The organism is Escherichia sp. MOD1-EC6021 (genome assembly GCF_002965245.1).
Classification (GTDB): Bacteria; Pseudomonadota; Gammaproteobacteria; order Enterobacterales; family Enterobacteriaceae; genus Escherichia; species Escherichia coli_F.
Map to the genome: position 1 here is coordinate 42735 of NZ_PTRU01000005.1, position 24206 is coordinate 66940.

At 45.1% G+C, this 24206-nt stretch carries 19 protein-coding genes and 4 pseudogenes; 11 read left to right on the forward strand and 12 right to left on the reverse strand.

What is annotated here, in order from left to right:
* Window positions 1–96: 96 nt before the first annotated feature.
* Together yaaA and BEB54_RS07700 are read right to left on the reverse strand one after the other, a co-directional pair.
* The gene (gene yaaA / locus BEB54_RS07695) at window positions 97–873 is read right to left on the reverse strand and encodes a peroxide stress protein YaaA (RefSeq protein ID WP_000906178.1); all 777 of its coding nucleotides are present in this window, start codon (window positions 871–873) and stop codon (window positions 97–99) included.
* 69 nt (window positions 874–942) lie between these two features.
* Window positions 943–2373: an alanine/glycine:cation symporter family protein gene (locus BEB54_RS07700; RefSeq protein ID WP_105282167.1), complete on the reverse strand. Its 1431-nt coding sequence runs from the start codon at window positions 2371–2373 to the stop codon at window positions 943–945.
* A 278-nt stretch (window positions 2374–2651) separates the two neighbouring features.
* Here BEB54_RS07700 and tal point away from each other — a divergent pair, with 278 nt between their 5' ends.
* Window positions 2652–3605 carry a transaldolase gene (gene tal, locus BEB54_RS07705; RefSeq protein ID WP_105277266.1) on the forward strand — a complete coding sequence of 318 codons (954 nt, stop codon included), beginning with the start codon at window positions 2652–2654 and terminating at the stop codon, window positions 3603–3605.
* 114 nt (window positions 3606–3719) lie between these two features.
* Window positions 3720–4307, forward strand: a complete 588-nt coding sequence (gene mog / locus BEB54_RS07710) for a molybdopterin adenylyltransferase (protein WP_001094685.1) — start codon at window positions 3720–3722, stop codon at window positions 4305–4307.
* A gap of 34 nt (window positions 4308–4341) precedes the next feature.
* Here the strand turns inward: mog and satP are convergent, their stop codons facing one another.
* The 3 genes from satP to BEB54_RS07725 all read right to left on the reverse strand — a co-directional run bounded on the left by satP (window position 4342) and on the right by BEB54_RS07725 (window position 6200).
* The gene (gene satP, locus BEB54_RS07715; protein WP_000528541.1) at window positions 4342–4908 is read right to left on the reverse strand and encodes an acetate uptake transporter; all 567 of its coding nucleotides are present in this window, start codon (window positions 4906–4908) and stop codon (window positions 4342–4344) included.
* 148 nt (window positions 4909–5056) lie between these two features.
* Entirely contained in the window at window positions 5057–5770 is a 714-nt protein-coding gene (msyB, locus tag BEB54_RS07720) for an acidic protein MsyB (protein ID WP_001102400.1), read from the reverse strand.
* A gap of 25 nt (window positions 5771–5795) precedes the next feature.
* Window positions 5796–6200, reverse strand: coding sequence for a DUF2541 family protein (locus tag BEB54_RS07725; RefSeq protein ID WP_103253535.1), 405 nt, complete (start codon window positions 6198–6200; stop codon window positions 5796–5798).
* Between the two features lie 377 nt (window positions 6201–6577).
* Here BEB54_RS07725 and dnaK point away from each other — a divergent pair, with 377 nt between their 5' ends.
* Together dnaK and dnaJ are read left to right on the forward strand one after the other, a co-directional pair.
* The gene (dnaK, locus tag BEB54_RS07730) at window positions 6578–8494 is read left to right on the forward strand and encodes a molecular chaperone DnaK (RefSeq protein WP_000516135.1); all 1917 of its coding nucleotides are present in this window, start codon (window positions 6578–6580) and stop codon (window positions 8492–8494) included.
* A gap of 88 nt (window positions 8495–8582) precedes the next feature.
* Window positions 8583–9713, forward strand: a complete 1131-nt coding sequence (dnaJ, locus tag BEB54_RS07735) for a molecular chaperone DnaJ (protein WP_001118464.1) — start codon at window positions 8583–8585, stop codon at window positions 9711–9713.
* A gap of 103 nt (window positions 9714–9816) precedes the next feature.
* Here dnaJ and mokC read toward each other — a convergent pair whose 3' ends face one another.
* Window positions 9817–9969: a type I toxin-antitoxin system toxin MokC gene (gene mokC / locus BEB54_RS07740; protein WP_000809168.1), complete on the reverse strand. Its 153-nt coding sequence runs from the start codon at window positions 9967–9969 to the stop codon at window positions 9817–9819.
* A gap of 611 nt (window positions 9970–10580) precedes the next feature.
* On the opposite strand from mokC, the gene BEB54_RS07745 reads away from it, so the two are divergent.
* From BEB54_RS07745 to nhaR, 5 genes and pseudogenes are all read left to right on the forward strand, one after another.
* Window positions 10581–11342: an outer membrane protein OmpK gene (locus tag BEB54_RS07745; RefSeq protein ID WP_105277267.1), complete on the forward strand. Its 762-nt coding sequence runs from the start codon at window positions 10581–10583 to the stop codon at window positions 11340–11342.
* Window positions 11343–11361: 19 nt separating this feature from the next.
* A pseudogene (locus tag BEB54_RS07750) lies at window positions 11362–12855 on the forward strand (sulfatase family protein).
* A 128-nt stretch (window positions 12856–12983) separates the two neighbouring features.
* Entirely contained in the window at window positions 12984–14228 is a 1245-nt protein-coding gene (locus BEB54_RS07755; protein ID WP_105277268.1) for a cytoplasmic protein, read from the forward strand.
* Window positions 14229–14479: 251 nt separating this feature from the next.
* Window positions 14480–15646 carry a Na+/H+ antiporter NhaA gene (nhaA, locus tag BEB54_RS07760; protein ID WP_105271167.1) on the forward strand — a complete coding sequence of 389 codons (1167 nt, stop codon included), beginning with the start codon at window positions 14480–14482 and terminating at the stop codon, window positions 15644–15646.
* 65 nt (window positions 15647–15711) lie between these two features.
* On the forward strand, window positions 15712–16611 hold the full coding sequence (gene nhaR, locus BEB54_RS07765; protein WP_001300855.1) for a transcriptional activator NhaR: 900 nt from the start codon (window positions 15712–15714) through the stop codon (window positions 16609–16611).
* A gap of 37 nt (window positions 16612–16648) precedes the next feature.
* Here nhaR and BEB54_RS28580 read toward each other — a convergent pair.
* The 6 genes and pseudogenes from BEB54_RS28580 to rpsT all read right to left on the reverse strand — a co-directional run bounded on the left by BEB54_RS28580 (window position 16649) and on the right by rpsT (window position 22908).
* A pseudogene (locus BEB54_RS28580) lies at window positions 16649–17607 on the reverse strand (fimbrial family protein).
* 102 nt (window positions 17608–17709) lie between these two features.
* Window positions 17710–19164: pseudogene (locus BEB54_RS07780) on the reverse strand (fimbria/pilus outer membrane usher protein); the annotation flags it as partial.
* A gap of 12 nt (window positions 19165–19176) precedes the next feature.
* Window positions 19177–19859: pseudogene (locus BEB54_RS07785) on the reverse strand (fimbria/pilus periplasmic chaperone).
* A gap of 50 nt (window positions 19860–19909) precedes the next feature.
* A complete protein-coding gene (locus BEB54_RS07790; protein ID WP_105277269.1) occupies window positions 19910–20443 on the reverse strand; it encodes a fimbrial protein in 534 nt (177 codons plus the stop codon).
* Window positions 20444–20686: 243 nt separating this feature from the next.
* Complete coding sequence (locus tag BEB54_RS07795; RefSeq protein WP_105277270.1) at window positions 20687–22159, reverse strand: type III effector; 1473 nt, start codon at window positions 22157–22159, stop codon at window positions 20687–20689.
* A gap of 485 nt (window positions 22160–22644) precedes the next feature.
* Window positions 22645–22908 (reverse strand): 30S ribosomal protein S20, encoded by a 264-nt coding sequence (gene rpsT / locus BEB54_RS07800; protein WP_001274021.1) that lies wholly within the window; start codon window positions 22906–22908, stop codon window positions 22645–22647.
* A 102-nt stretch (window positions 22909–23010) separates the two neighbouring features.
* On the opposite strand from rpsT, the gene BEB54_RS07805 reads away from it, so the two are divergent.
* Window positions 23011–23229: a DUF2575 family protein gene (locus BEB54_RS07805; RefSeq protein WP_001353471.1), complete on the forward strand. Its 219-nt coding sequence runs from the start codon at window positions 23011–23013 to the stop codon at window positions 23227–23229.
* A gap of 7 nt (window positions 23230–23236) precedes the next feature.
* Window positions 23237–24178 carry a bifunctional riboflavin kinase/FAD synthetase gene (ribF, locus tag BEB54_RS07810; RefSeq protein WP_000767324.1) on the forward strand — a complete coding sequence of 314 codons (942 nt, stop codon included), beginning with the start codon at window positions 23237–23239 and terminating at the stop codon, window positions 24176–24178.
* Window positions 24179–24206: the final 28 nt, after the last annotated feature.

The window sequence follows — 24206 nt, forward strand, 5'->3', positions numbered from 1 at the left end:
CTTATCAGGCCTACGTTAATTCTGCAATATATTGAATCTGCATGCTTTTGTAGGCCGGATAAGGCGTTCACGCCGCATCCGGCATTTACTGCAAACTTAACGCTGCTCGTAGCGTTTAAACACCAGTTCGCCGTTGCTGGAGGAAGCTTCATCAAAGAAGTAACCTTCGCTATTAAAACCAGTCAGTTGCTCTGGTTTGGTCAGCCGATTTTCAATAATGAAACGACTCATCAGACCGCGTGCTTTCTTAGCGTAGAAGCTGATGATCTTAAATTTGCCGTTCTTCTCATCGAGGAACACTGGCTTGATAATCTCGGCATTCAATTTCTTCGGCTTCACCGATTTAAAATACTCATCTGACGCCAGATTAATCACCACATTATCGCCTTGTGCTGCGAGCGCCTCGTTCAGTTTGTTGGTGATGATATCTCCCCAGAATTGATACAGATCTTTCCCTCGGGCATTCTCAAGACGGATCCCCATTTCCAGACGATAAGGCTGCATTAAATCGAGCGGGCGCAGTACGCCATACAAGCCGGAAAGCATTCGCAAATGCTGTTGGGCAAAATCGAAATCATCTTCGCTGAAGGTTTCGGCCTGCAAGCCAGTATAGACATCACCTTTAAATGCCAGAATCGCTTGTCGGGCATTCTCTGGCGTGAAATCTGGCTGCCAGTCATGAAAGCGAGCGGCGTTGATACCCGCCAGTTTGTCGCTGATGCGCATCAGCGTGCTAATCTGCGGAGGCGTCAGTTTCCGCGCTTCATGGATCAACTGCTGGGAATTGTCTAACAGCTCCGGCAGCGTATAGCGCGTGGTGGGCAACGGGCTTTGGTAATCGAGCGTTTTCGCAGGTGAAATAAGAATCAGCATATCCAGTCCTTGCAGGAAATTTATGCCGACTTTAGCAAAAAAAGAGAATGAGTTGATCGATAGTTGTGATTACTCCTGCGAAACATCATCCCACGCGTCCGGAGAAAGCTGGCGACCAATATCCGGATAACGCAACGGATCAAACACCGGGCGCACGCCGAGTTTACGCTGGCGCAGATAATCACTGGCAATGGTATGAACCACAGGCGAGAGCAGTAATATGGCGGTCAAATTGGTAATAGCCATGCAGGCCATTATGATATCTGCCAGTTGCCACATCAGCGGAAGACTTAGCAAGGTGCCGCCGATGACCGTTGCGAAGGTGCAGATTCGCAGACACCAGATCGCTTTAGGGTTGTTCAGGCGTAAGAAGAAGAGATTGTTTTCAGCATAAATGTAGTTGGCAACGATGGAGCTGAAGGCAAACAGAATAACCACGAGGGTAACAAACTCCGCACCCCAGGAACCCATTAACACCCGCATCGCCTTCTGGATAAGCTGAATACCTTCCAGTGGCATGTAGGTTGTGCCGTTGCCAGCCAGTAATATCAGCATGGCGCTTGCCGTACAGATGACCAGGGTGTCGATAAAAATGCCAATCATTTGGACAATCCCTTGCGCTGCCGGATGCGGAGGCCAGGACGCAGCTGTCGCTGCCGCGTTTGGCGTCGAACCCATTCCTGCCTCATTGGAAAACATACTGCGCTGAAAACCGTTAGTAATCGCCTGGCTTAAGGTATATCCCGCCGCGCCGCCTGCCGCTTCCTGCCAGCCAAAAGCACTCTCAAAAATAGACCAAATGACGTGGGGAAGTTGCCCGATATTCATTACGCAAATCACCAGACTGGTCAGTACCCAGATTAACGCCATCAACGGGACAAACCCCTGCATGAGCCGGGCGACGCCATGAAGACCGCGAGTGATTGCCAGCAGAGCAAAGACAGCAAGAATAATGCCTGTCACCAGCGGGGGAAAATCAAAAGAAAAACTCAGGGCTCGGGCAACGGCGTTCGCCTGAACTCCGCTGAAAATTATGCCGTAGGCGATGAGCAAAAAGAGGGCGAACAGAACGCCCATCCAGCGCATCCCCAGCCCGCGCGCCATATACCATGCCGGTCCGCCACGAAACTGCCCATTAACGTCACGTTCTTTATAAAGTTGTGCAAGGGAACATTCGGCAAACGAGGTCGCCATGCCGATAAACGCGGCAACCCACATCCAGAAGACGGCACCTGGTCCACCGGCGGTAATAGCCAGCGCAACGCCAGCCAGGTTGCCGCTACCCACGCGCGCCGCAAGACTGGTACACAATGACTGAAATGAGGTTAAACCGCCTGGCTGTGGATGAATGCTATTTTTAAGACTTTTGCCAAACTGGCGGATGTAGCGAAACTGCACAAATCCGGTGCGAAAAGTGAACCAACAACCTGCGCCGAAGAGCAGGTAAATCATTACCGATCCCCAAAGGACGCTGTTAATAAAGGAGAAAAAATCTGGCATGCATATCCCTCTTATTGCCGGTCGCGATGACTTTCCTGTGTAAACGTTACCAATTGTTTAAGAAGTATATACGCTACGAGGTACTTGATAACTTCTGCGTAGCATACATGAGGTTTTGTATAAAAATGGCGGGCGATATCAACGCAGTGTCAGAAATCCGAAACAGCCTCGCCTGGCGATAACCGTCTTGTCGGCGGTTGCGCTGACGTTGCGTCGTGATATCATCAGGGCAGACCGGTTACATCCCCCTAACAAGCTGTTTAAAGAGAAATACTATCATGACGGACAAATTGACCTCCCTTCGTCAGTACACCACCGTAGTGGCCGACACTGGGGACATCGCGGCAATGAAGCTGTATCAACCGCAGGATGCCACAACCAACCCTTCTCTCATTCTTAACGCAGCGCAGATTCCGGAATATCGTAAGTTGATTGATGATGCTGTCGCCTGGGCGAAACAGCAGAGTAACGATCGCGCGCAGCAAATCGTGGACGCGACCGACAAACTGGCAGTAAATATTGGTCTGGAAATCCTGAAACTGGTTCCGGGCCGTATCTCAACTGAAGTTGATGCGCGTCTTTCCTATGACACCGAAGCGTCAATTGCGAAAGCAAAACGCCTGATCAAACTCTACAACGATGCAGGTATTAGCAACGATCGTATTCTGATCAAACTGGCTTCTACCTGGCAGGGTATCCGTGCTGCAGAACAGCTGGAAAAAGAAGGTATCAACTGTAACCTGACCCTGTTGTTCTCCTTCGCTCAGGCTCGTGCTTGTGCGGAAGCGGGCGTGTTCCTGATCTCGCCATTTGTTGGCCGTATTCTTGACTGGTACAAAGCGAATACTGATAAGAAAGAGTACGCTCCGGCAGAAGATCCGGGCGTGGTTTCTGTATCTGAAATCTACCAGTACTACAAAGAGCACGGTTATGAAACCGTGGTGATGGGCGCAAGCTTCCGTAACATCGGCGAAATTCTGGAACTGGCAGGCTGCGACCGTCTGACCATCGCACCGCCACTGCTGAAAGAGCTGGCTGAGAGCGAAGGGGCTATCGAACGTAAACTGTCTTACACCGGCGAAGTGAAAGCGCGTCCGGCGCGTATCACTGAGTCCGAGTTCCTGTGGCAGCACAACCAGGATCCAATGGCAGTAGATAAACTGGCGGAAGGTATCCGTAAGTTTGCTGTTGACCAGGAAAAACTGGAAAAAATGATCGGCGATCTGCTGTAATCATTCTTAGCGTGACCGGGAAGTCGGTCACGCTACCTCTTCTGAAGCCTGTCTGTCACTCCCTTCGCAGTGTATCATTCTGTTTAACGAGACTGTTTAAACGGAAAAATCTTGATGAATACTTTACGTATTGGCTTAGTTTCCATCTCTGATCGCGCATCCAGCGGCGTTTATCAGGATAAAGGCATCCCTGCGCTGGAAGAATGGCTGACATCGGCGCTGACCACGCCGTTTGAACTGGAAACCCGCTTAATCCCCGACGAGCAGGCGATCATTGAGCAAACGTTGTGTGAGCTGGTGGATGAAATGAGTTGCCATCTGGTGCTCACCACGGGCGGAACTGGGCCGGCGCGTCGTGACGTCACGCCCGATGCGACGCTGGCAGTAGCGGACCGCGAGATGCCGGGCTTTGGTGAACAGATGCGCCAAATTAGCCTGCATTTTGTTCCAACCGCGATCCTTTCGCGCCAGGTGGGCGTGATTCGCAAACAAGCACTAATCCTTAACTTACCCGGTCAGCCGAAGTCTATTAAAGAGACGCTGGAAGGGGTGAAGGATGCTGAGGGTAACGTTGTGGTACACGGTATTTTTGCCAGCGTACCGTACTGCATTCAGTTGCTGGAAGGGCCATACGTTGAAACGGCACCGGAAGTGGTTGCAGCATTCAGACCGAAGAGTGCAAGACGCGAAGTTAGCGAATAAAAAAATCCCCCCGAGCGGGGGGATCTCAAAACAATTAGTGGGATTCACCAATCGGCAGAACGGTGCGACCAAACTGCTCGTTCAGTACTTCACCCATCGCCAGATAGATTGCGCTGGCACCGCAGATCAGACCAATCCAGCCGGCAAAGTGGATGATCGCGGCATTACCGACAATGTTACCGATCGCCAGCAGGGCAAACAGTACGGTCAGGCTAAAGAAAACGAATTGCAGAACGCGTGCGCCTTTCAGCGTGCCGAAGAACATAAACAGCGTAAACACGCCCCACAGACCAAGGTAGACACCAAGGAACTGTGCATTTGGCGCATCGGTCAGACCCAGTTTCGGCATCAGCAGAATCGCAACCAGCGTCAGCCAGAAAGAACCGTAAGAGGTGAATGCGGTTAAACCGAAAGTGTTGCCTTTTTTGTACTCCAGCAGACCAGCAAAAATTTGCGCGATGCCGCCGTAGAAAATGCCCATTGCAAGAATAATACCGTCAAGAGCGAAATAACCCACGTTGTGCAGGTTAAGCAGAATGGTGGTCATGCCGAAGCCCATCAGGCCCAGCGGTGCCGGATTAGCCAACTTAGTGTTGCCCATAATTCCTCAAAAATCATCATCGAATGAATGGTGAAATAATTTCCCTGAATAACTGTAGTGTTTTCAGGGCGCGGCATAATAATCAGCCAGTGGGGCAGTGTCTACGATCTTTTGAAGGGAAAATGAAAATTTTCCCCGGTTTCCGGTATCAGACCTGAGTGGCACTAACCATCCGGCGCAGGCAGGCGATTTGCAGTACGGCTGGAATCGTCACGCGATAGGCGCTGCCGCTGACCGCTTTAACCCCATTTAGTGCCGCGCCTACAGGGCCTCCCAGCCCCGCGCCGCGCAGCAAACCATGCCCAAGTACGCTCATTGCTGCGTGGGTGCGTAAAATGCGGGTCAATTGGCTGGAAAGCAAATGCGACACGCCTTTTGCCAATAATTTGTCTTTCATCAGCAGCGGCAGCAGCTCTTCCAGCTCATTCACCCTGGCATCGACCGCGTGCAGAAACTCCTGCTTATGTTCCTCGTCCATTTTCTTCCAGGTATTACGCAGAAATTGTTCCAGTAACTGTTGCTCAATTTCAAACGTAGACATCTCTTTGTCGGCTTTCAGCTTCAATCGTTTTGAAACATCGAGCAAAATGGCCCGATACAATTTACCGTGTCCACGCAGTTTGTTGGCGATACTATCGCCACCAAAATGCTGTAATTCTCCGGCAATCAGCTGCCAGTTGCGGCGATGTTGCTCGGGATGTCCTTCCATCGATTTAAACAGTTCGTTGCGCATCAGTACGCTGGAGAGGCGAGTTTTGCCTTTTTCATTATGGGTGAGCAGCCGGGCGAAATTTGCCAATTGTTCCTCACTACATTGCTGGAGAAAATCCAGATCTGAATCATTCAGGTAATTAACATTCATTTTTTGTGGCTTCTATATTCTGGCGTTAGTCGTCGCCGATAATTTTCAGCGTGGCCATATCCGATGAGTTCACCGTATGGCCGGAAAAGGTGATTTTTGAGACGCAGCGTTTATTGTCGTTATCGCTGTTAATGTTGATCCAGTCAGTGGTTTGCCCTTCTTTTATTTCTGAAGGAATATTCAGGCTCTGACTGGCGCTACGGGCGGCTTTGAAATAAACCGATGCACCACTTAACTGTAAATCGCCATGGTCGGCAGTGAGTTGAATGCGTTTAACAATGCGACAAACAGGAAGTTTCAGCGCCAGATCGTTGGTTTCGTTACGCGGCATGGCAATGACGCCGAGGATTTTATGGTCGTTTGCCTGCGCTGTGCAGCAAAGCAACAGGCTAATTGCCAGGCTGGCGGAAATCGTAAAAACGGATTTCATAAGGATTCTCTTCGTAGGGAGGGGAAGGGGGAAGAATACCCACTAGTTTACTGCTGATGAAAAGAAGTTTCAGTCATGTAATCTTTTCTTTTTATTACAATTTTTTGGTGAATACCTTGGTTGTGATTCATTCTTTATATGAATGAAATTACTGTCTGTTTCATGGCTTCTTCTGGCATATCGCGAAATTTCTGCGCAAAAGCACAAAAAATTTTTGCATCTCCCCCTTGATGACGTGGGTTACGACCCCATTTAGTAGTCAACCGCAGTGAGTGAGTCTGCAAAAAAAATGAAATTGGGCTGTTGAAACCAAACGTTTCGCCCCTATTACAGACTCACAACCACATGATGACCGAATATATAGTGGAGACGTTTAGATGGGTAAAATAATTGGTATCGACCTGGGTACTACCAACTCTTGTGTAGCGATTATGGATGGCACCACTCCTCGTGTACTGGAGAACGCCGAAGGCGATCGCACCACGCCTTCTATCATTGCCTATACCCAGGATGGTGAAACTCTGGTTGGTCAGCCGGCTAAACGTCAGGCAGTGACAAACCCGCAAAACACCCTGTTTGCGATTAAACGCCTGATTGGCCGCCGCTTCCAGGACGAAGAAGTACAGCGTGATGTTTCCATCATGCCGTTCAAAATTATTGCTGCTGATAACGGCGACGCTTGGGTCGAAGTTAAAGGCCAGAAAATGGCACCGCCGCAGATTTCTGCTGAAGTGCTGAAAAAAATGAAGAAAACCGCTGAAGATTACCTGGGTGAACCGGTAACTGAAGCTGTTATCACCGTACCGGCATACTTTAACGATGCTCAGCGTCAGGCAACCAAAGACGCAGGCCGTATCGCTGGTCTGGAAGTAAAACGTATCATTAACGAACCAACCGCAGCTGCGCTGGCGTACGGTCTGGACAAAGGTACTGGCAACCGTACTATCGCGGTTTATGACCTGGGTGGTGGTACTTTCGATATTTCTATTATCGAAATCGACGAAGTTGACGGCGAAAAAACCTTTGAAGTTCTGGCAACCAACGGTGATACCCACCTGGGGGGTGAAGACTTCGACAGCCGTCTGATCAACTACCTGGTTGAAGAATTCAAGAAAGATCAGGGCATTGACCTGCGCAACGATCCGCTGGCAATGCAGCGCCTGAAAGAAGCGGCAGAAAAAGCGAAAATCGAACTTTCTTCCGCTCAGCAGACCGACGTTAACCTGCCATATATCACTGCAGACGCGACCGGTCCGAAACACATGAACATCAAAGTGACTCGTGCGAAACTGGAAAGCCTGGTTGAAGACCTGGTAAACCGTTCCATTGAGCCGCTGAAAGTTGCACTGCAGGACGCTGGCCTGTCCGTATCTGATATCGACGACGTTATCCTCGTTGGTGGTCAGACTCGTATGCCAATGGTTCAGAAGAAAGTTGCTGAATTCTTTGGTAAAGAGCCGCGTAAAGACGTTAACCCGGACGAAGCTGTAGCCATCGGTGCTGCTGTTCAGGGTGGTGTTCTGACTGGTGACGTAAAAGACGTACTGCTGCTGGACGTTACCCCGCTGTCTCTGGGTATCGAAACCATGGGCGGTGTGATGACGACGCTGATCGCGAAAAACACCACTATCCCGACCAAGCACAGCCAGGTGTTCTCTACCGCTGAAGACAACCAGTCTGCGGTAACCATCCATGTGCTGCAGGGTGAACGTAAACGTGCGGCTGATAACAAATCTCTGGGTCAGTTCAACCTGGATGGCATCAACCCGGCACCGCGCGGTATGCCGCAGATCGAAGTTACCTTCGATATCGATGCTGACGGTATCCTGCACGTTTCCGCGAAAGATAAAAACAGCGGTAAAGAGCAGAAGATCACCATCAAGGCTTCTTCTGGTCTGAACGAAGATGAAATCCAGAAAATGGTACGCGACGCAGAAGCTAACGCCGAAGCTGACCGTAAGTTTGAAGAGCTGGTACAGACTCGCAACCAGGGTGACCATCTGCTGCACAGCACCCGTAAGCAGGTTGAAGAAGCAGGCGACAAACTGCCGGCTGACGACAAAACTGCTATCGAGTCTGCGCTGACTGCACTGGAAACTGCTCTGAAAGGTGAAGACAAAGCCGCTATCGAAGCGAAAATGCAGGAACTGGCACAGGTTTCCCAGAAACTGATGGAAATCGCCCAGCAGCAACATGCCCAGCAGCAGACTGCCGGTGCTGATGCTTCTGCAAACAACGCGAAAGATGACGATGTTGTCGACGCTGAATTTGAAGAAGTCAAAGACAAAAAATAATCGCCCTATAAACGGGTAATTATACTGACACGGGCGAAGGGGAATTTCCTCTCCGCCCGTGCATTCATCTAGGGGCAAATCAAAAAAGATGGCTAAGCAAGATTATTACGAGATTTTAGGCGTTTCCAAAACAGCGGAAGAGCGTGAAATCAAAAAGGCCTACAAACGCCTGGCCATGAAATACCACCCGGACCGTAACCAGGGTGACAAAGAGGCCGAGGCGAAATTTAAAGAGATCAAGGAAGCTTATGAAGTTCTGACCGACTCGCAAAAACGTGCGGCATACGATCAGTATGGTCATGCTGCGTTTGAGCAAGGCGGCATGGGCGGCGGCGGTTTTGGCGGCGGCGCAGACTTCAGCGATATTTTTGGTGACGTTTTCGGCGATATTTTTGGCGGCGGACGTGGTCGTCAACGTGCGGCGCGCGGTGCTGATTTACGCTATAACATGGAGCTCACCCTCGAAGAAGCTGTACGTGGCGTGACCAAAGAGATCCGCATTCCGACTCTGGAAGAGTGTGACGTTTGCCACGGTAGCGGTGCAAAACCAGGTACACAGCCGCAGACCTGTCCGACCTGTCATGGTTCTGGTCAGGTGCAGATGCGCCAGGGCTTCTTCGCTGTACAGCAGACCTGTCCACACTGTCAGGGCCGCGGTACGCTGATCAAAGATCCGTGCAACAAATGTCATGGTCATGGTCGTGTTGAGCGCAGCAAAACGCTGTCCGTTAAAATCCCGGCAGGAGTGGACACTGGAGACCGCATCCGTCTTGCGGGCGAAGGTGAAGCGGGCGAGCATGGCGCACCGGCAGGCGATCTGTACGTTCAGGTTCAGGTTAAACAGCACCCGATTTTCGAGCGTGAAGGCAACAACCTGTATTGCGAAGTCCCGATCAACTTCGCTATGGCGGCGCTGGGTGGCGAAATCGAAGTACCGACTCTTGATGGTCGCGTCAAACTGAAAGTGCCTGGCGAAACCCAGACCGGTAAGCTGTTCCGTATGCGCGGTAAAGGCGTCAAGTCTGTCCGCGGTGGCGCACAGGGTGATTTGCTGTGCCGCGTTGTCGTCGAAACACCGGTAGGCCTGAACGAGAAGCAGAAACAGCTGCTGCAAGAGCTGCAAGAAAGCTTCGGTGGCCCAACCGGCGAGCACAACAGCCCGCGCTCAAAGAGCTTCTTTGATGGTGTGAAGAAGTTTTTCGACGACCTGACTCGCTAACCTCCCCAAAAGCCTGCCCGTGGGCAGGCCAGGTAAAAAACAGGGTGCGTTGAAGATATGCGAGCACCTGTAAAGTGGCGGGGATCACTCCCCGCCGTTGCTCTTACTCGGATTCGTAAGCCGTGAAAACAGCAACCTCCGTCTGGCCAGTTCGGATGTGAACCTCACAGAGGTCTTTTCTCGTTACCAGCGCCGCCACTACGGCGGTGATACAGATGACGATCAGGGCGACAATCATCGCCTTATGCTGCTTCATTGCTCTCTTCTCCTTGACCTTACGGTCAGTAAGAGGCACTCTACATGTGTTCTGCATATAGGGGGCCTCGGGTTGATGGTAAAATATCACTCGGGGCTTTTCTCTATCTGCCGTTCAGCTAATGCCTGAGACAGACAGCCTCAAGCACCCGCCGCTATTATATCGCTCTCTTTAACCCATTCTGTTTTATCGATTCTAATCCTGAAGACGCCTCGCATTTTTGCGTAATTAATCTTTAGTACATTGTTTATTTTAACTCTTATGTGCGTTTTCATTTACAAAAGTTGAGATTATGAACAAGAGGTTTAAGTTATGCCTGAATGGTGAGTTATTACTGGAGAAAGTAATAGAAGATACAAAATATTCTTGTACAGAATTGAATTTTCTTTTTGTGAGGAAAAATGTTTATAAATCAATGAGTGATATTTAAAATCGACACACTTTTTGAAACACGATACCTCCACACCCGGGGGTAAAAGTAATCTGCGATCTCCATCACGCTTTGCCATTCACCTTTAAATATACTTTCTGAGTCGTTCTTAATCAAAATGAATTATCTGATGTATTGATTTCTATGGAACCATAAAAACAATGAATGGAGAGCATATTATATGTCTGCCAAAAGACGGCTTCTTATTGCGTGTGCCCTGACAACGATTTTCTATCATCTTCCTGCATATTCTTCATTAGAATATAAAGGTTTCTTTGGCTCAATAAATGCAGGTTATGCAGACTGGAATAGTGGATTTGTAAATACTCACCGTGGTGAAGTATGGAAAGTGACTGCGGATTTTGGGGTAAATTTTAAAGAAGCAGAATTTTACTCATTTTATGAAAGTAATGTACTCAATCATGCTGTAGCAGGGAGAAATCATACCGTTTCTGCTATGACACATGTCAGACTCTTTGACTCCAATATGACTTTCTTTGGCAAGATCTATGGTCAATGGGATAACTCATGGGGTGACGATCTTAATATGTTTTATGGTTTGGGCTACCTCGGCTGGAATGGTTCATGGGGGGGGTTTAAACCGTATATTGGATTACATAATCAATCTGGAGACTACGTCTCAGCCAAATATGGACAAACAAATGGCTGGAATGGTTATGTTGTTGGCTGGACAGCAGTATTACCTTTTACGTTATTTGACGAAAAATTTGTTTTATCTAACTGGAATGAAATAGAACTGGACAGAAATGATGCCTATGCGGAACAACAATTTGGTCGGAATGGGCTAAATGGCGGTTTAACAGTGGCCTGGAAGTTCTATCCTCGCTGGAAAGCCAGTGTGACGTGGCGTTATTTCGATAATAAGTTGGGCTACGATGGTTTTGGCGATCAAATGATTTATATGCTTGGTTATGATTTCTAATTTTCATCAGGGAATAATTATGCAGAAAACATTAATGGCCAGTTTGATCGGCCTTGCAGTTTGCACAGGGAATGCTTTTAATCCAGTCGTAGCTGCCGAGACTAAACAACCCAATTTAGTCATCATTATGGCGGATGATTTAGGCTATGGTGATTTAGCAACATATGGACATCAGATCGTTAAAACCCCCAATATTGACAGGCTTGCCCAGGAGGGCGTCAAATTTACTGACTACTATGCACCAGCTCCCTTAAGTTCTCCTTCGCGAGCGGGGTTATTAACGGGGCGGATGCCATTTCGTACCGGCATACGTTCATGGATCCCAACGGGAAAAGATGTGGCATTAGGGCGTAATGAACTCACGATTGCTAATCTACTCAAAGCGCAAGGGTATGACACGGCCATGATGGGTAAGCTGCATCTGAATGCAGGCGGCGATCGTACCGATCAGCCTCAGGCAAAAGATATGGGCTTTGATTACTCACTGGTTAATACGGCGGGTTTTGTTACCGACGCTACTCTGGATAATGCGAAGGAGCGTCCCCGTTTTGGTATGGTGTATCCGACGGGTTGGTTGCGTAACGGGCAACCTACACCTCGTGCCGATAAAATGAGTGGTGAGTATGTCAGTTCGGAAGTCGTTAACTGGTTGGATAACAAAAAGGATAGTAAGCCTTTCTTCCTTTATGTCGCTTTTACCGAAGTGCACAGTCCCCTGGCTTCGCCCAAAAAATACCTCGACATGTACTCACATTATATGAGCGACTATCAGAAGCAGCATCCTGATTTATTTTATGGCGACTGGGCGGATAAACCCTGGCGTGGTACAGGAGAATATTATGCCAACATCAGTTATCTGGATGCTTAGGTTGGAAAAGTACTGGATAAAATCAAAGCGATGGGTGAAGAAGATAACACCATCGTTATTTTTACCAGTGATAACGGCCCAGTAACCCGTGAAGCACGTAAAGTTTATGAACTGAATTTGGCAGGGAAAACTGATGGATTACGTGGTCGCAAGGATAACCTTTGGGAAGGCGGCATCCGTGTTCCGGCGATTATTAAATACGGAAAGCATCTTCCAAAGGGAATAGTTTCAGATACGCCAGTTTATGGTCTGGACTGGATGCCAACGCTGGCGAAAATGATGAACTTCAAATTACCGACGGACCGCACTTTTGATGGCGAATCGTTGGTTCCTGTCCTTGAGAACAAGGCGCTAAAACGTGAAAAGCCATTAATCTTCGGAATTGACATGCCATTCCAGGATGATCCAACCGACGAATGGGCGATACGTGATGGTGACTGGAAAATGATCATCGATCGTAACAATAAGCCAAAGTACCTATACAACCTCAAAACCGATCGTTTTGAGACCATTAATCAGATAGGTAAAAATCCAGACATTGAAAAACAAATGTATGGTAAGTTCTTAAAGTATAAAGCCGATATTGATAATGATTCATTAATGAAAGCTAGGGGTGATAAACCAGAAGCAGTGACCTGGGGCTAACCTGATAATCATAATAAATGTAATGTATGCCATTTAGGGCTATGCCCGCCTGATTCAGTGCTACGCATTGAATCAGGTTCTTTTCGCGTTGAACAATATCAAGATACGGCTATTCGCAGGGAGTGGATATGTTTACCAACGTAAATGTTGATTGTTGCAAAACACCAGGATGTAAAAACCTGGGGGTGCTGAATAGCCAGGATTATGTCGCACAGGGTAAAAATATTTTATGCCGTGAATGTGGTTACTTGTTTCCAGTGATATCTGAACAGTCGCTTAATATTTATCGTAATATTGTGAATCACTCCTGGAGAGGTTTGATTTGCCAATGTTCAACTTGCGGAGGCACGTCCCTCAAAAAATATGGATATTCTGCACAAGGCCAGAGGAGAATGTATTATCATCATTGTTCCAGAACTTTTATCACTCTGGATCATGTAAATACAACGCCGCGAAGAACACATTTAGCATTGATGATTGAGCAAGGGGCCTCACTTGCAGATATCCGTAAATTATTACTTCTTAATAGCACAGGGCTTAACCGTGAGTTGATGAAACTAGCCCGGGAAGTAAACTATAAAGAAAGTTGCCAGTACTCTTCTGCTTCTGATATTTCTCTCGCTACCCGCGCTTTTCGCGTAAAGTTTAACGGTAGTAACAACTATCTTTATAGTCTTGTTACCGCAGAAGAACAAAGCGGTAGAGTCGTCGCTATTTCAACAAATTATTCTTCATCAGCGGTAGAGTCGCATTATCAATATGCATCAAGTTATGAAGAGCGTTTGTCTCCAGGTACACTGGCGCATCACGTACAACGCAAGGAGTTACTTACTATGCGGCGTGATACCTTATTTGATATTGATTATGGTCGGGCGATATTACATCAAAACGATCCGGGGATGCTGGTGAAACCGGTTCTTCCGGCGTATCGCCATTTTGAACTGGTTAGAGCACTGACTGAAGCATATTCTATAAATATTCAACACTACCTTGATCACGAGTGCTTTATATTAGGCGGTTGTCTAATGGCTAATTTACAGCATATTCATCAAGGCCGGTGCCATATTTCATTTGTGAAAGAACGCGGCGAGAAAACGACTCATTATGATACGCCGCCGCGGTTGTTTTTGAGTGGTGGCGTGAGAAATAATGTTTGGCGTGCATTTTCCGCCCGTGATTATTCAATGGCTGTTTGTAACCTTACAGGAAACAAGAAAGCAAATGAAATGCGGTATTCGACGTTAGCAAGCGCGACTCGTTTTATCAACTTCCTGGAGGCTCATCCCTTTCTACTCTCATTAAACCGAATGTCGCCTGCCAATGTTGTCTCAACATTAGATATTTTCAAGCATCTCTGGAATAAACAGCTATAGCACAGTGCGATTTTATTATTACTTTTCCTAATTAATCCCTCAGAAATCCTGACCTTAAGCTATGATTATCAGGGCTTAGGGTCACTCGTGAGCGCTTACAGCCGTCAAAAACTCATCTCATCGCTGATGGCACAAATCCTTCAATGGTTCGTAAAAAACGAATTATTCCTACACTATAATCTGATTTTAACGATGATTCGTGCGGGGTAAAATAGTAAAAACAATCTATTCACCTGAAAGAGAAATAAAAAGTGAAACATCTGCATCGATTCTTTAGCAGTGATGCCTCGGGAGGCATTATTCTTATCATTGCCGCTATCCTGGCGATGATTATGGCCAATAGCGGCGCAACCAGTGGATGGTATCACGACTTTCTGGAGACGCCGGTTCAGCTCCGGGTTGGTTCACTCGAAATCAACAAAAACATGCTGTTATGGATAAATGACGCGCTGATGGCGGTATTTTTCCTGTTAGTCGGTCTGGAAGTTAAACGTGAACTGATGCAAGGATCGCTAGCCAGCTTACGGCAGGCCGCATTTCCAGTTATCGCCGCTATTGGTGGGATGATTGTTCCGGCATTACTCTATCTTGCCTTTAACTATGCCGATTCGATTACCCGCGAAGGGTGGGCGATCCCGGCGGCTACTGACATTGCCTTTGCACTTGGTGTGCTGGCGCTGTTGGGAAGTCGTGTTCCGTTAGCGCTGAAGATCTTTTTGATGGCTCTGGCTATTATCGACGATCTTGGGGCCATCATTATCATCGCATTGTTCTACACTAATGACTTATCGATGGCCTCTCTTGGTGTCGCGGCTGTAGCAATTGCGGTACTCGCGGTATTGAATCTGTGTGGTGTACGCCGCACGGGCGTCTATATTCTGGTTGGCGTGGTGTTGTGGACTGCGGTGTTGAAATCGGGGGTTCACGCAACCCTGGCGGGGGTAATTGTCGGCTTCTTTATTCCTTTGAAAGAGAAGCATGGGCGTTCTCCAGCGAAGCGATTGGAGCATGTGTTGCACCCGTGGGTGGCGTATCTGATTTTACCGCTGTTTGCATTTGCTAATGCTGGCGTTTCACTGCAAGGCGTCACGCTGGATGGCTTGACCTCCATTCTGCCATTGGGGATCATCGCTGGCTTGCTGATTGGCAAACCGCTGGGGATTAGTCTGTTCTGCTGGTTGGCGCTGCGTTTGAAACTGGCGCATCTGCCTGAGGGAACGACTTATCAGCAAATTATGGCGGTGGGGATCCTGTGCGGTATCGGTTTTACTATGTCTATCTTTATTGCCAGCCTGGCCTTTGGTAGCGTAGATCCAGAACTGATTAACTGGGCGAAACTCGGTATCCTGGTCGGTTCTATCTCTTCGGCGGTAATTGGATACAGCTGGTTACGCGTTCGTTTGCGTCCATCAGTTTGACAGGACGGTTTACCGGGGAGCCATAAACGGCTCCCTTTTCATTGTTATCAGGGAGAGAAATGAGCATGTCTCATATCAATTACAACCACTTGTATTACTTCTGGCATGTCTATAAAGAAGGTTCCGTGGTTGGCGCAGCGGAGGCGCTTTATTTAACACCACAAACCATTACCGGACAGATTCGGGCGCTGGAAGAGCGCCTGCAAGGCAAATTATTTAAGCGCAAGGGACGTGGTCTCGAACCCAGCGAGCTGGGAGAGCTGGTCTATCGCTATGCCGATAAAATGTTCACCTTAAGCCAGGAAATGCTGGATATCGTGAACTATCGCAAAGAATCCAATTTATTGTTTGACGTTGGCGTGGCTGATGCACTTTCTAAACGCCTGGTCAGTAGCGTACTTAACGCCGCAGTGGTAGAAGGCGAGCCGATTCATCTTCGCTGCTTCGAATCCACCCACGAAATGCTGCTGGAGCAATTAAGCCAGCATAAACTGGATATGATCATTTCCGACTGTCCGATAGATTCTACGCAGCAGGAAGGCCTGTTCTCCGTGAGAATTGGCGAATGTGGCGTGAGCTTCTGGTGTACAAATCCACCACCGGAAAAACCATTCCCGGCTTGTCTGGAAGAACGGCGGCTTTTGATTCCTGGACGGCGTTCAATGTTGGGACGCAAATTGCTTAACTGGTTTAACTCCCAGGGATTAAACGTAGAAATCCTTGGCGAGTTTGATGATGCCGCATTAATGAAAGCTTTTGGTGCGATGCACAATGCAATCTTCGTTGCTCCAACGCTTTATGCATATGACTTTTATGCCGATAAAACTGTCGTGGAAATTGGTCGCGTAGAAAATGTGATGGAAGAGTACCATGCCATTTTTGCTGAGCGGATGATTCAGCATCCAGCGGTACAGCGAATCTGCAATACGGATTATTCTGCGCTTTTTAGTCCAGCGGCGCGTTAATCGGCAACTCCCCCAAAGTTAAGGTGGGGGAGATAGATTAGTTGTACATTACCACGATTTTGACTCGGCTCATTATTTGTCCGCTTGAGACATTATTTCCATATGTACGCGGGCGAATAAATAGAGGAATCTGATTACTTCCTTCATGGGGATGCTGAAAAGCATAGCTATTGCTTTTGCCATACTGGATTTCATTCGTACCATCATTGGAGAGTTGAAAGCCTATTTGACCCGCACCGTCCTCACTGTTTTCTAACTCATTTTTTAATATGCTGGTTCCTGACTCCTGTATCGTCACCGGTTCAAAGTAATATTCAACTTCGATGGGTTCAAAAACTAATTCACCTTGCTCGCCCTGGATGCAGTCAAATCTTATATGATGAAACTGATAATTTTCACTATTGATACGAGACAGTACAAATCGTCCAGTGTCGATGGATTTGTCTTCAAAACCACAAGTCATTAAGTTAACCTGTAAAATGGTATTTAAATTAAAGTTAAAGCGGACGCTGTTACAATTAGTATTACTCCCTATGCATGAGCTCACTTCAATTTCGAACAACAAAGGAAAAGGTGCCCCTGGAAAAATATCTGAGATGTAAGAATTATCTGGTAACGAAGTAATAGAATATGGAATCGTGAAATTTATTGCAGATAAGATTTCTTCTAAATTATAAGATGATTTACCGGGTAGTTCTATTTTTTTACCGTTAGATTCAAAAGGAAAATTAATAATATAATGACGCCCCCCACTTTAAACCTTAAGGCGTTCAGTGTTAAAAAATGAACTTTAATGGTGTTGGTCGTATCTTGCAAATCCGCACACTCAATGATATTTCCAGTGTTTTCAATTTTTTCAACAGCGAGATTACCTTTCATATTAAGTGGGTTTAGAGTGTAAGTTCCACGTTGTTCACCGACATTGGTCAGTGTACAGGGAGCACTTTGCACAATAAAAGAATATAGACTCAAGGAGAGCAATAAAAGCCACTTCATAGTAAACTCCTTTTACTGACATATATATATTTTATTTTCATCGATAACGTTTTTAAAAGTAATGGTACAAAATAAGTTCTGTTCATCGTTGAGAGCAATTTTTATGCCGGTGGATAAAGGTTGCATAATATTGGCAGAAAGGCTATTTTTTCTGCCAATATCATAAAAATCATCATATTCACTATGATGATTGTGTTTATCATTTTCGTAAAGATGGTCGCTGAATGTCCTGTAATCCTGCGAAGCATAACGCCAGGCGGCCACGCTAAAGCGAGTAGCCGTTTGCACTAGATATTTATTATAGGCAACCTGATAGCTCGTACCTTCGTGTGTTATATCATTATTTAACTTACTACTCGATCGGGTAGCGTCAAAAGAGATGGCACCCAGCGGTGTATTCCAACCATTTCCCAGGGTTATAGCATTATAGTTATCGGATAAAATCGTACCGCCATAAAGTGTCAAAAGATTGTTGAGGCCATATATATAATTTGCCTCGAGAAAGTCCTCCTGATTGTTTACACCATATATCTTACTGCGTCCGGCGATAAAATCGAAATTTGAAACACCTGGTTGCAGCATGTTGGGCACGGAAGAGTAGGGCACCAAAAAGGAACGAACACTACCATCTGCTTCTTTTATGCTGACATCGAGATCAGCGCCGCTGCCCGAAAGTTGCAAATCTGCGATAGTAAATGGTCCCGGAGGAACCTCTTTTTGGTAAATGATGTCGCCATTTTGCGAAACCGTTATCAATGCATTACTTTGCGCAATACCTTGTACTAAAGGTGTAAAGCTCTGCATGGAATCAGGTAACATTTGCATATCGCGAAATAAGCGTATTCCGCTAAATCGCAGAGAGTCGAATATGAGTGAGGATGTATAATTTTCTCCTATCTGAACTGTGCTTAATATTTGCGACCAGCCACGTTCCAGGTAAAGAGTATTACTTTGCCATGTGCCTTTCATATCATCAGGCTTGCTATAGCTGGCATCAGAGTGTAATTGCCAACTAAATAATTTAATCCGCTGTTAAAACGACCATAACTGGCTGTATTACTGTTATTATTACTGTCATAAGAGCGATACTGACTTAAATTATAGGAGGTATAAAAAGCATCAATGCCGCGATCCCAACTTTCTGGGGGAACGTAGCCTCTTTCAAGTTCAATGATATACGCCTGTGTGATCTTTAAATTTAGTCGGTGTTCACTGATATTGACCACCATGAACTGCTTCATCCAGTGAAATACAATTATCTTCTGTATTGATCTTATCGGTCTTCACCCCCAGTTTGGTGAACAGCTCCTCAGGCAGACATGGTTTGGTTGGTGACTCTGGGATCATGATATCTTGTTTTCCACGCCACTGGTGGTTTACATAAACATCAAGTTCGTAGTTTCCTGGAAGCGGTTGTTTATTATCTAAATGATATTCAGAAACTTTTTCTCCTCTCATGCCGCCGATCATAAAGTGTGTATCAAAAGTTTCTTCAGCATAACCTGGAAAAGAATACAAAATAATAATTGCAGCGACCCATCGTGTCGTCCTTAACATAACTTTTACCTGTTATTTTGCAGCGATTTTACTATTGATATTATTCCCGTAATCATCAACTACCGTTAGTTCATACTCTGAGGCGTTGTTATTTTTTAATGTAATGTCGTTATTAGAAAATGGAGGCAGTAGGATACTTTCATTATTAACTTTCACGTTTTGTGCTTTGATAGTTGTAACTGTTATCCAGTTGGCTGTTTCATTGTTTATTGAGATGGCGTTGTTTTTCTTTTTGATATTTAATTGAGAAAGGATTTTTTTATCTACCGGAGCTATTCCGCTTGGACGCCAAAGTAACTTTATACGGTTTTTCAATGCAAGTTTAATTTTGTTTTTTCCAGCATTTTGTGGGTTGTTTGGAGGGATGTCCATAACATTTAGATAAAATAAACTTTCTTTATTGTGAGGTGAATTGTTTGGCATTTTTTTATTTTTAGTTGTTGGCCAGAACCTCCTGCTACACGACTTACTGGCGGAGTGAGAATAAATGGGACCTGAATTTTTTCTGGCGCGATAGTTGTGTTTCCATCATCGATCCATGCCTGAATCAAAGAGGCATTTTTGCTTTGATTCATTAACTGTACGAGAACTTCTCTGTTTTTTTCTGGATAGATAATACGCGTACCATAGATGACCACACCCGCATGAACAGGTAAAATAAAAAATGACATCAGCAATGCTGTTATAATTCTCATGTAATCACTCCGTAAATAATACCGGTAGCAGAGCTACCGGCATAAAAATTTTAATCTGCACTGATTTTAATCGTCACGGTTGACTCCACGGAGCCTTTTGTTACAGGATCGGTACTTGTACGCTCATATTGTGCATTTAAATTAAGAAAATATTGTCCAGAACCATTATCTTTCAGCGGTGTTTTTACACCTGGTAACATTCTTCTCATATTTCCATCACCGAGGAAAATGGCAAAGCCAACGTTTTCAGCAGTTCCTTTATTCAACGTAAAGTTATTAGCATCAAACTCTGAGGCTAATACTTCGATATTTGTTGCTGTATTGCCATCACACTGAATTTCTAAGTCATGAGCGGTTGAACCGGTTTTTAAAGTATAGATTTCATTATTAATAAGTTGATTCATTGCACTGGTTACAACATCTTCGACAACAATATCGGTTATTGAATCACCATTAACAAAGTCACACGTTGTATCAACAACTTCTCCTCTAACGGTTAGTGTTCCTTGATCGACATCCTTGGCGAAGGTTGTTACGCTGAATATCAACGTTGTCGCCACGAACGGAATAATATACTTTTTCATAAATCATCCTTAATTGACTAGTATGGAAGGTTGCTCATTTTCAAACCTGATTATGTGATCAGGTTGTTACTATTTATATTAATGTTTAAGTTTTTAAATTTTTGATGTGATGTTGATGAAATGTTGAAAGTTTAATATTCTTCGTTGCTCGCTTCTTTATAAAAGTTCTGGGGTTCACTCATTAGAGTGAAGAGTAGAATATTTGAGTGCATGTTTCAGGTTTTTTTATTTCTCTGCAGTGAATTAATATACATCAGATGTAATTTTATTCTGAATAACATCTTTCTTTGGGGGGGGATCCTGATGAGGGATGTTTGTCATAAGGAACATACTTTCATTGATGCTCTGAAGGTATTTACTCATTTCCGGAGATGTTTTGTCGTAATCGTGCATATACTTACTCAATTCTTGATACACATCATTATTTAGCGTTACATTGTCGCGAACTAATGTTTGAACCAATGGAATCAAAATTTCGAAACGAGACGCTTTGTCATCAATACTTCCCAGTGTTTTGAATACTCCTGTATATATGTTACCTAAGTACTTATTGACAAGTTGAGTGGTCCATCGAACAGGCATAATATCTTCACAGAGAAGGTTTTTTATTTTTGTTTTAATGAAGAATACTCCAAATATATTACATTTTTTTAAGAAAAGATTATTTATTTCTCCATTGAAAAAGGTTGTGTTTGATAAGTCACTTTCAAAGCATGATATATTTGATAATATACAAGTGGAATAATAACCATATGTCAGGTTGCTCTTTTCTATCGTTAAGTTTGATAGCAATATTTTATGTATGTTAATATTTGGAGCAGTCAAGTACTGGATTTTTTGCTTGTTAAGTTCATAAATCTCCATGGATTTATTATAGGGTAATAAAAGTATAAATTCCTTTATATAATACCCGTCGTAAGAAAAGACAACATTAAATTTATTGGTGGTCGTTTTTTCAGTTGTGCAGCAAGCTGTTTTTTGTATTAATTGATTAGTCGTAATTTTAAAAGATGATAATTTTTCACAAAGCAGTAAATATGCTGTGTTGCTAGTTTTAAAATTCTGCCATGTTATATCTTGGTTAACATCGATGGATAAGTAAGGGATTTTTTGATATTGCCCATTGTATAACTCAGGGTATGTATTCATTTTAATTAGCTTTTTGAGTTCCTTGCTAAGATAACCTTTTTTCTTGTCTATTTCTCTGTATTTTCTGTTTAGCAAGGTATCCTGTTGATCATAAAATGACTGAACTTTTTTGCAGGCTTCATAAAATATTTCAGGAGTATATAACTGATCGTATATTTCCTGATCGAAGTTTGTCTTTAAAAATTTAAGGAATTTGACATGGCAATCTTCTGATATCTTAATATCTTCAGTAATATATTCACTTGTGAAGTCATCAAAAACATCCAATCTAAGTAATGTGATGTTTTTGTCTTTTAAAAAAGAAAGTTGGATTGTGTGTTCTTGGACTTTACATCTATAAAAATGCGCATCTATCAAATTAGTCTGTTGAAATAAAAAATGAAGTGCTGGAGATATTTTAGGTAACTGTTGGCTTCTAAAAAAATCATCAAATAAAATAATTAACTCTGTTTTATACTCGCATAATATTTTTAATGAATTGTCTTTTCTTGTTTCCTTTATTGTTTCATTATCTGCTATATTTGATTTATAAAGATAATGTGGCAAAGTATATATACCATCTTTCATTATCAGTCCTTGAATTTGATGAGTTTTTTTATTAATTTATTTTAAAGTATATGTGATTACTATCAAAAATCGCTCATTAGTTTTTAATAAGTACATTATAAATAAGTATTTAACCTGTATTGATTGTGGTTAATAATTTATTAGATTTAATAAAGTGATATTTATGGATGGTTAAAGAGTATAGGAATTTAATTCAAAAATAGAGTGATCTTAAGTTTAAGACCTCAATGTGTATCACGATCTCCACATTCTATGTAGGGGAGTCTGGAGATTGAGTAGATATTCTTATTCAGAATGTATCAGCCGATGGTTCTGCGCTTTTTAAGCCACGAAGAGTCCAGAGAGTGTAACGGCATGTCTGCAAGCACCTGCAACTTTTGACTATCTGACAACCGGCAGTGTGTTTTCTCACGCATCACAAAAGCAGCAGGCATAAAAAAACCCGCTTGCGCGGGCTTTTTCACAAAGCTTCAGCAAATTGGCGATTAAGCCAGTTTGTTGATCTGTGCAGTCAGGTTAGCCTTATGACGTGCAGCTTTGTTTTTGTGGATCAGACCTTTAGCAGCCTGACGGTCCACGATCGGTTGCATTTCGTTAAATGCTTTCTGTGCAGCAGCTTTGTCGCCAGCTTCGATAGCTGCGTATACTTTCTTGATGAAAGTACGCATCATAGAGCGACGGCTTGCGTTGTGCTTACGAGCCTTTTCAGACTGAATGGCGCGCTTCTTAGCTGATTTGATATTAGCCAAGGTCCAACTCCCAAATGTGTTCTATATGGACAATTCAAAGGCCGAGGAATATGCCCTTTTAGCCTTCTTTTGTCAATGGATTTGTGCAAATAAGCGCCGTTAATGTGCCGGCACTCGTTACGTAGTGATGGCGCAGGATTCTACCAGCTTGCGTGGTGCGAATACAGCTTTTCCGCGATAAAAATTGCAGCAGGCGGTCTGTTTCTTCCCGTAATTTGCGGCATGGCAATGAAAAGCCACTTCTTTCTGATTTCGGTACTCAATCGCCGGTTAACCTTGACCGCTGTACAAGGTATACTCGGACGATTTTCACTGTTTTGAGCCAGACATGAAGCTGATACGCGGCATACATAATCTCAGCCAGGCCCCGCAAGAAGGGTGTGTGCTGACTATTGGTAATTTCGACGGCGTGCATCGCGGTCATCGCGCGCTGTTACAGGGCTTGCAGGAAGAAGGGCGCAAGCGCAACTTACCGGTGATGGTGATGCTTTTTGAACCTCAACCACTGGAACTGTTTGCTACCGATAAAGCCCCGGCACGGCTGACCCGACTGCGGGAAAAACTGCGTTACCTTGCAGAGTGTGGCGTTGATTACGTGCTGTGCGTGCGTTTCGACAGGCGTTTCGCGGCGTTAACCGCGCAAAATTTCATCAGTGACCTTCTGGTGAAGCATTTGCGGGTAAAATTTCTTGCTGTAGGGGATGATTTCCGCTTTGGCGCTGGTCGTGAAGGCGATTTCTTGTTATTACAGAAAGCTGGCGCGGAATACGGCTTCGATATCACCAGTACGCAAACTTTTTGCGAAGGTGGCGTGCGCATCAGCAGTACCGCTGTACGTCAGGCGCTGGCGGATGACAATCTGGCTCTGGCAGAAAGTTTACTGGGGCACCCGTTTGCCATCTCCGGGCGTGTGGTCCACGGTGATGAATTAGGGCGCACTATAGGTTTCCCGACGGCGAATGTACCGCTGCGCCGTCAGGTTTCCCCGGTGAAAGGGGTTTATGCGGTAGAAGTGCTGGGCCTCGGTGAAAAGCCGTTACCCGGCGTTGCAAACATCGGAACACGCCCAACGGTTGCCGGTATTCGCCAGCAGCTGGAAGTGCATTTGTTAGATGTTGCAATGGACCTGTATGGTCGCCATATACAAGTAGTGCTGCGTAAAAAAATACGCAATGAGCAGCGATTTGCGTCGCTGGACGAACTGAAAGCGCAGATTGCGCGTGATGAATTAACCGCCCGCGAATTTTTTGGGCTAACAAAACCGGCTTAAGCCTGTTATGTAATCAAACCGAAATACG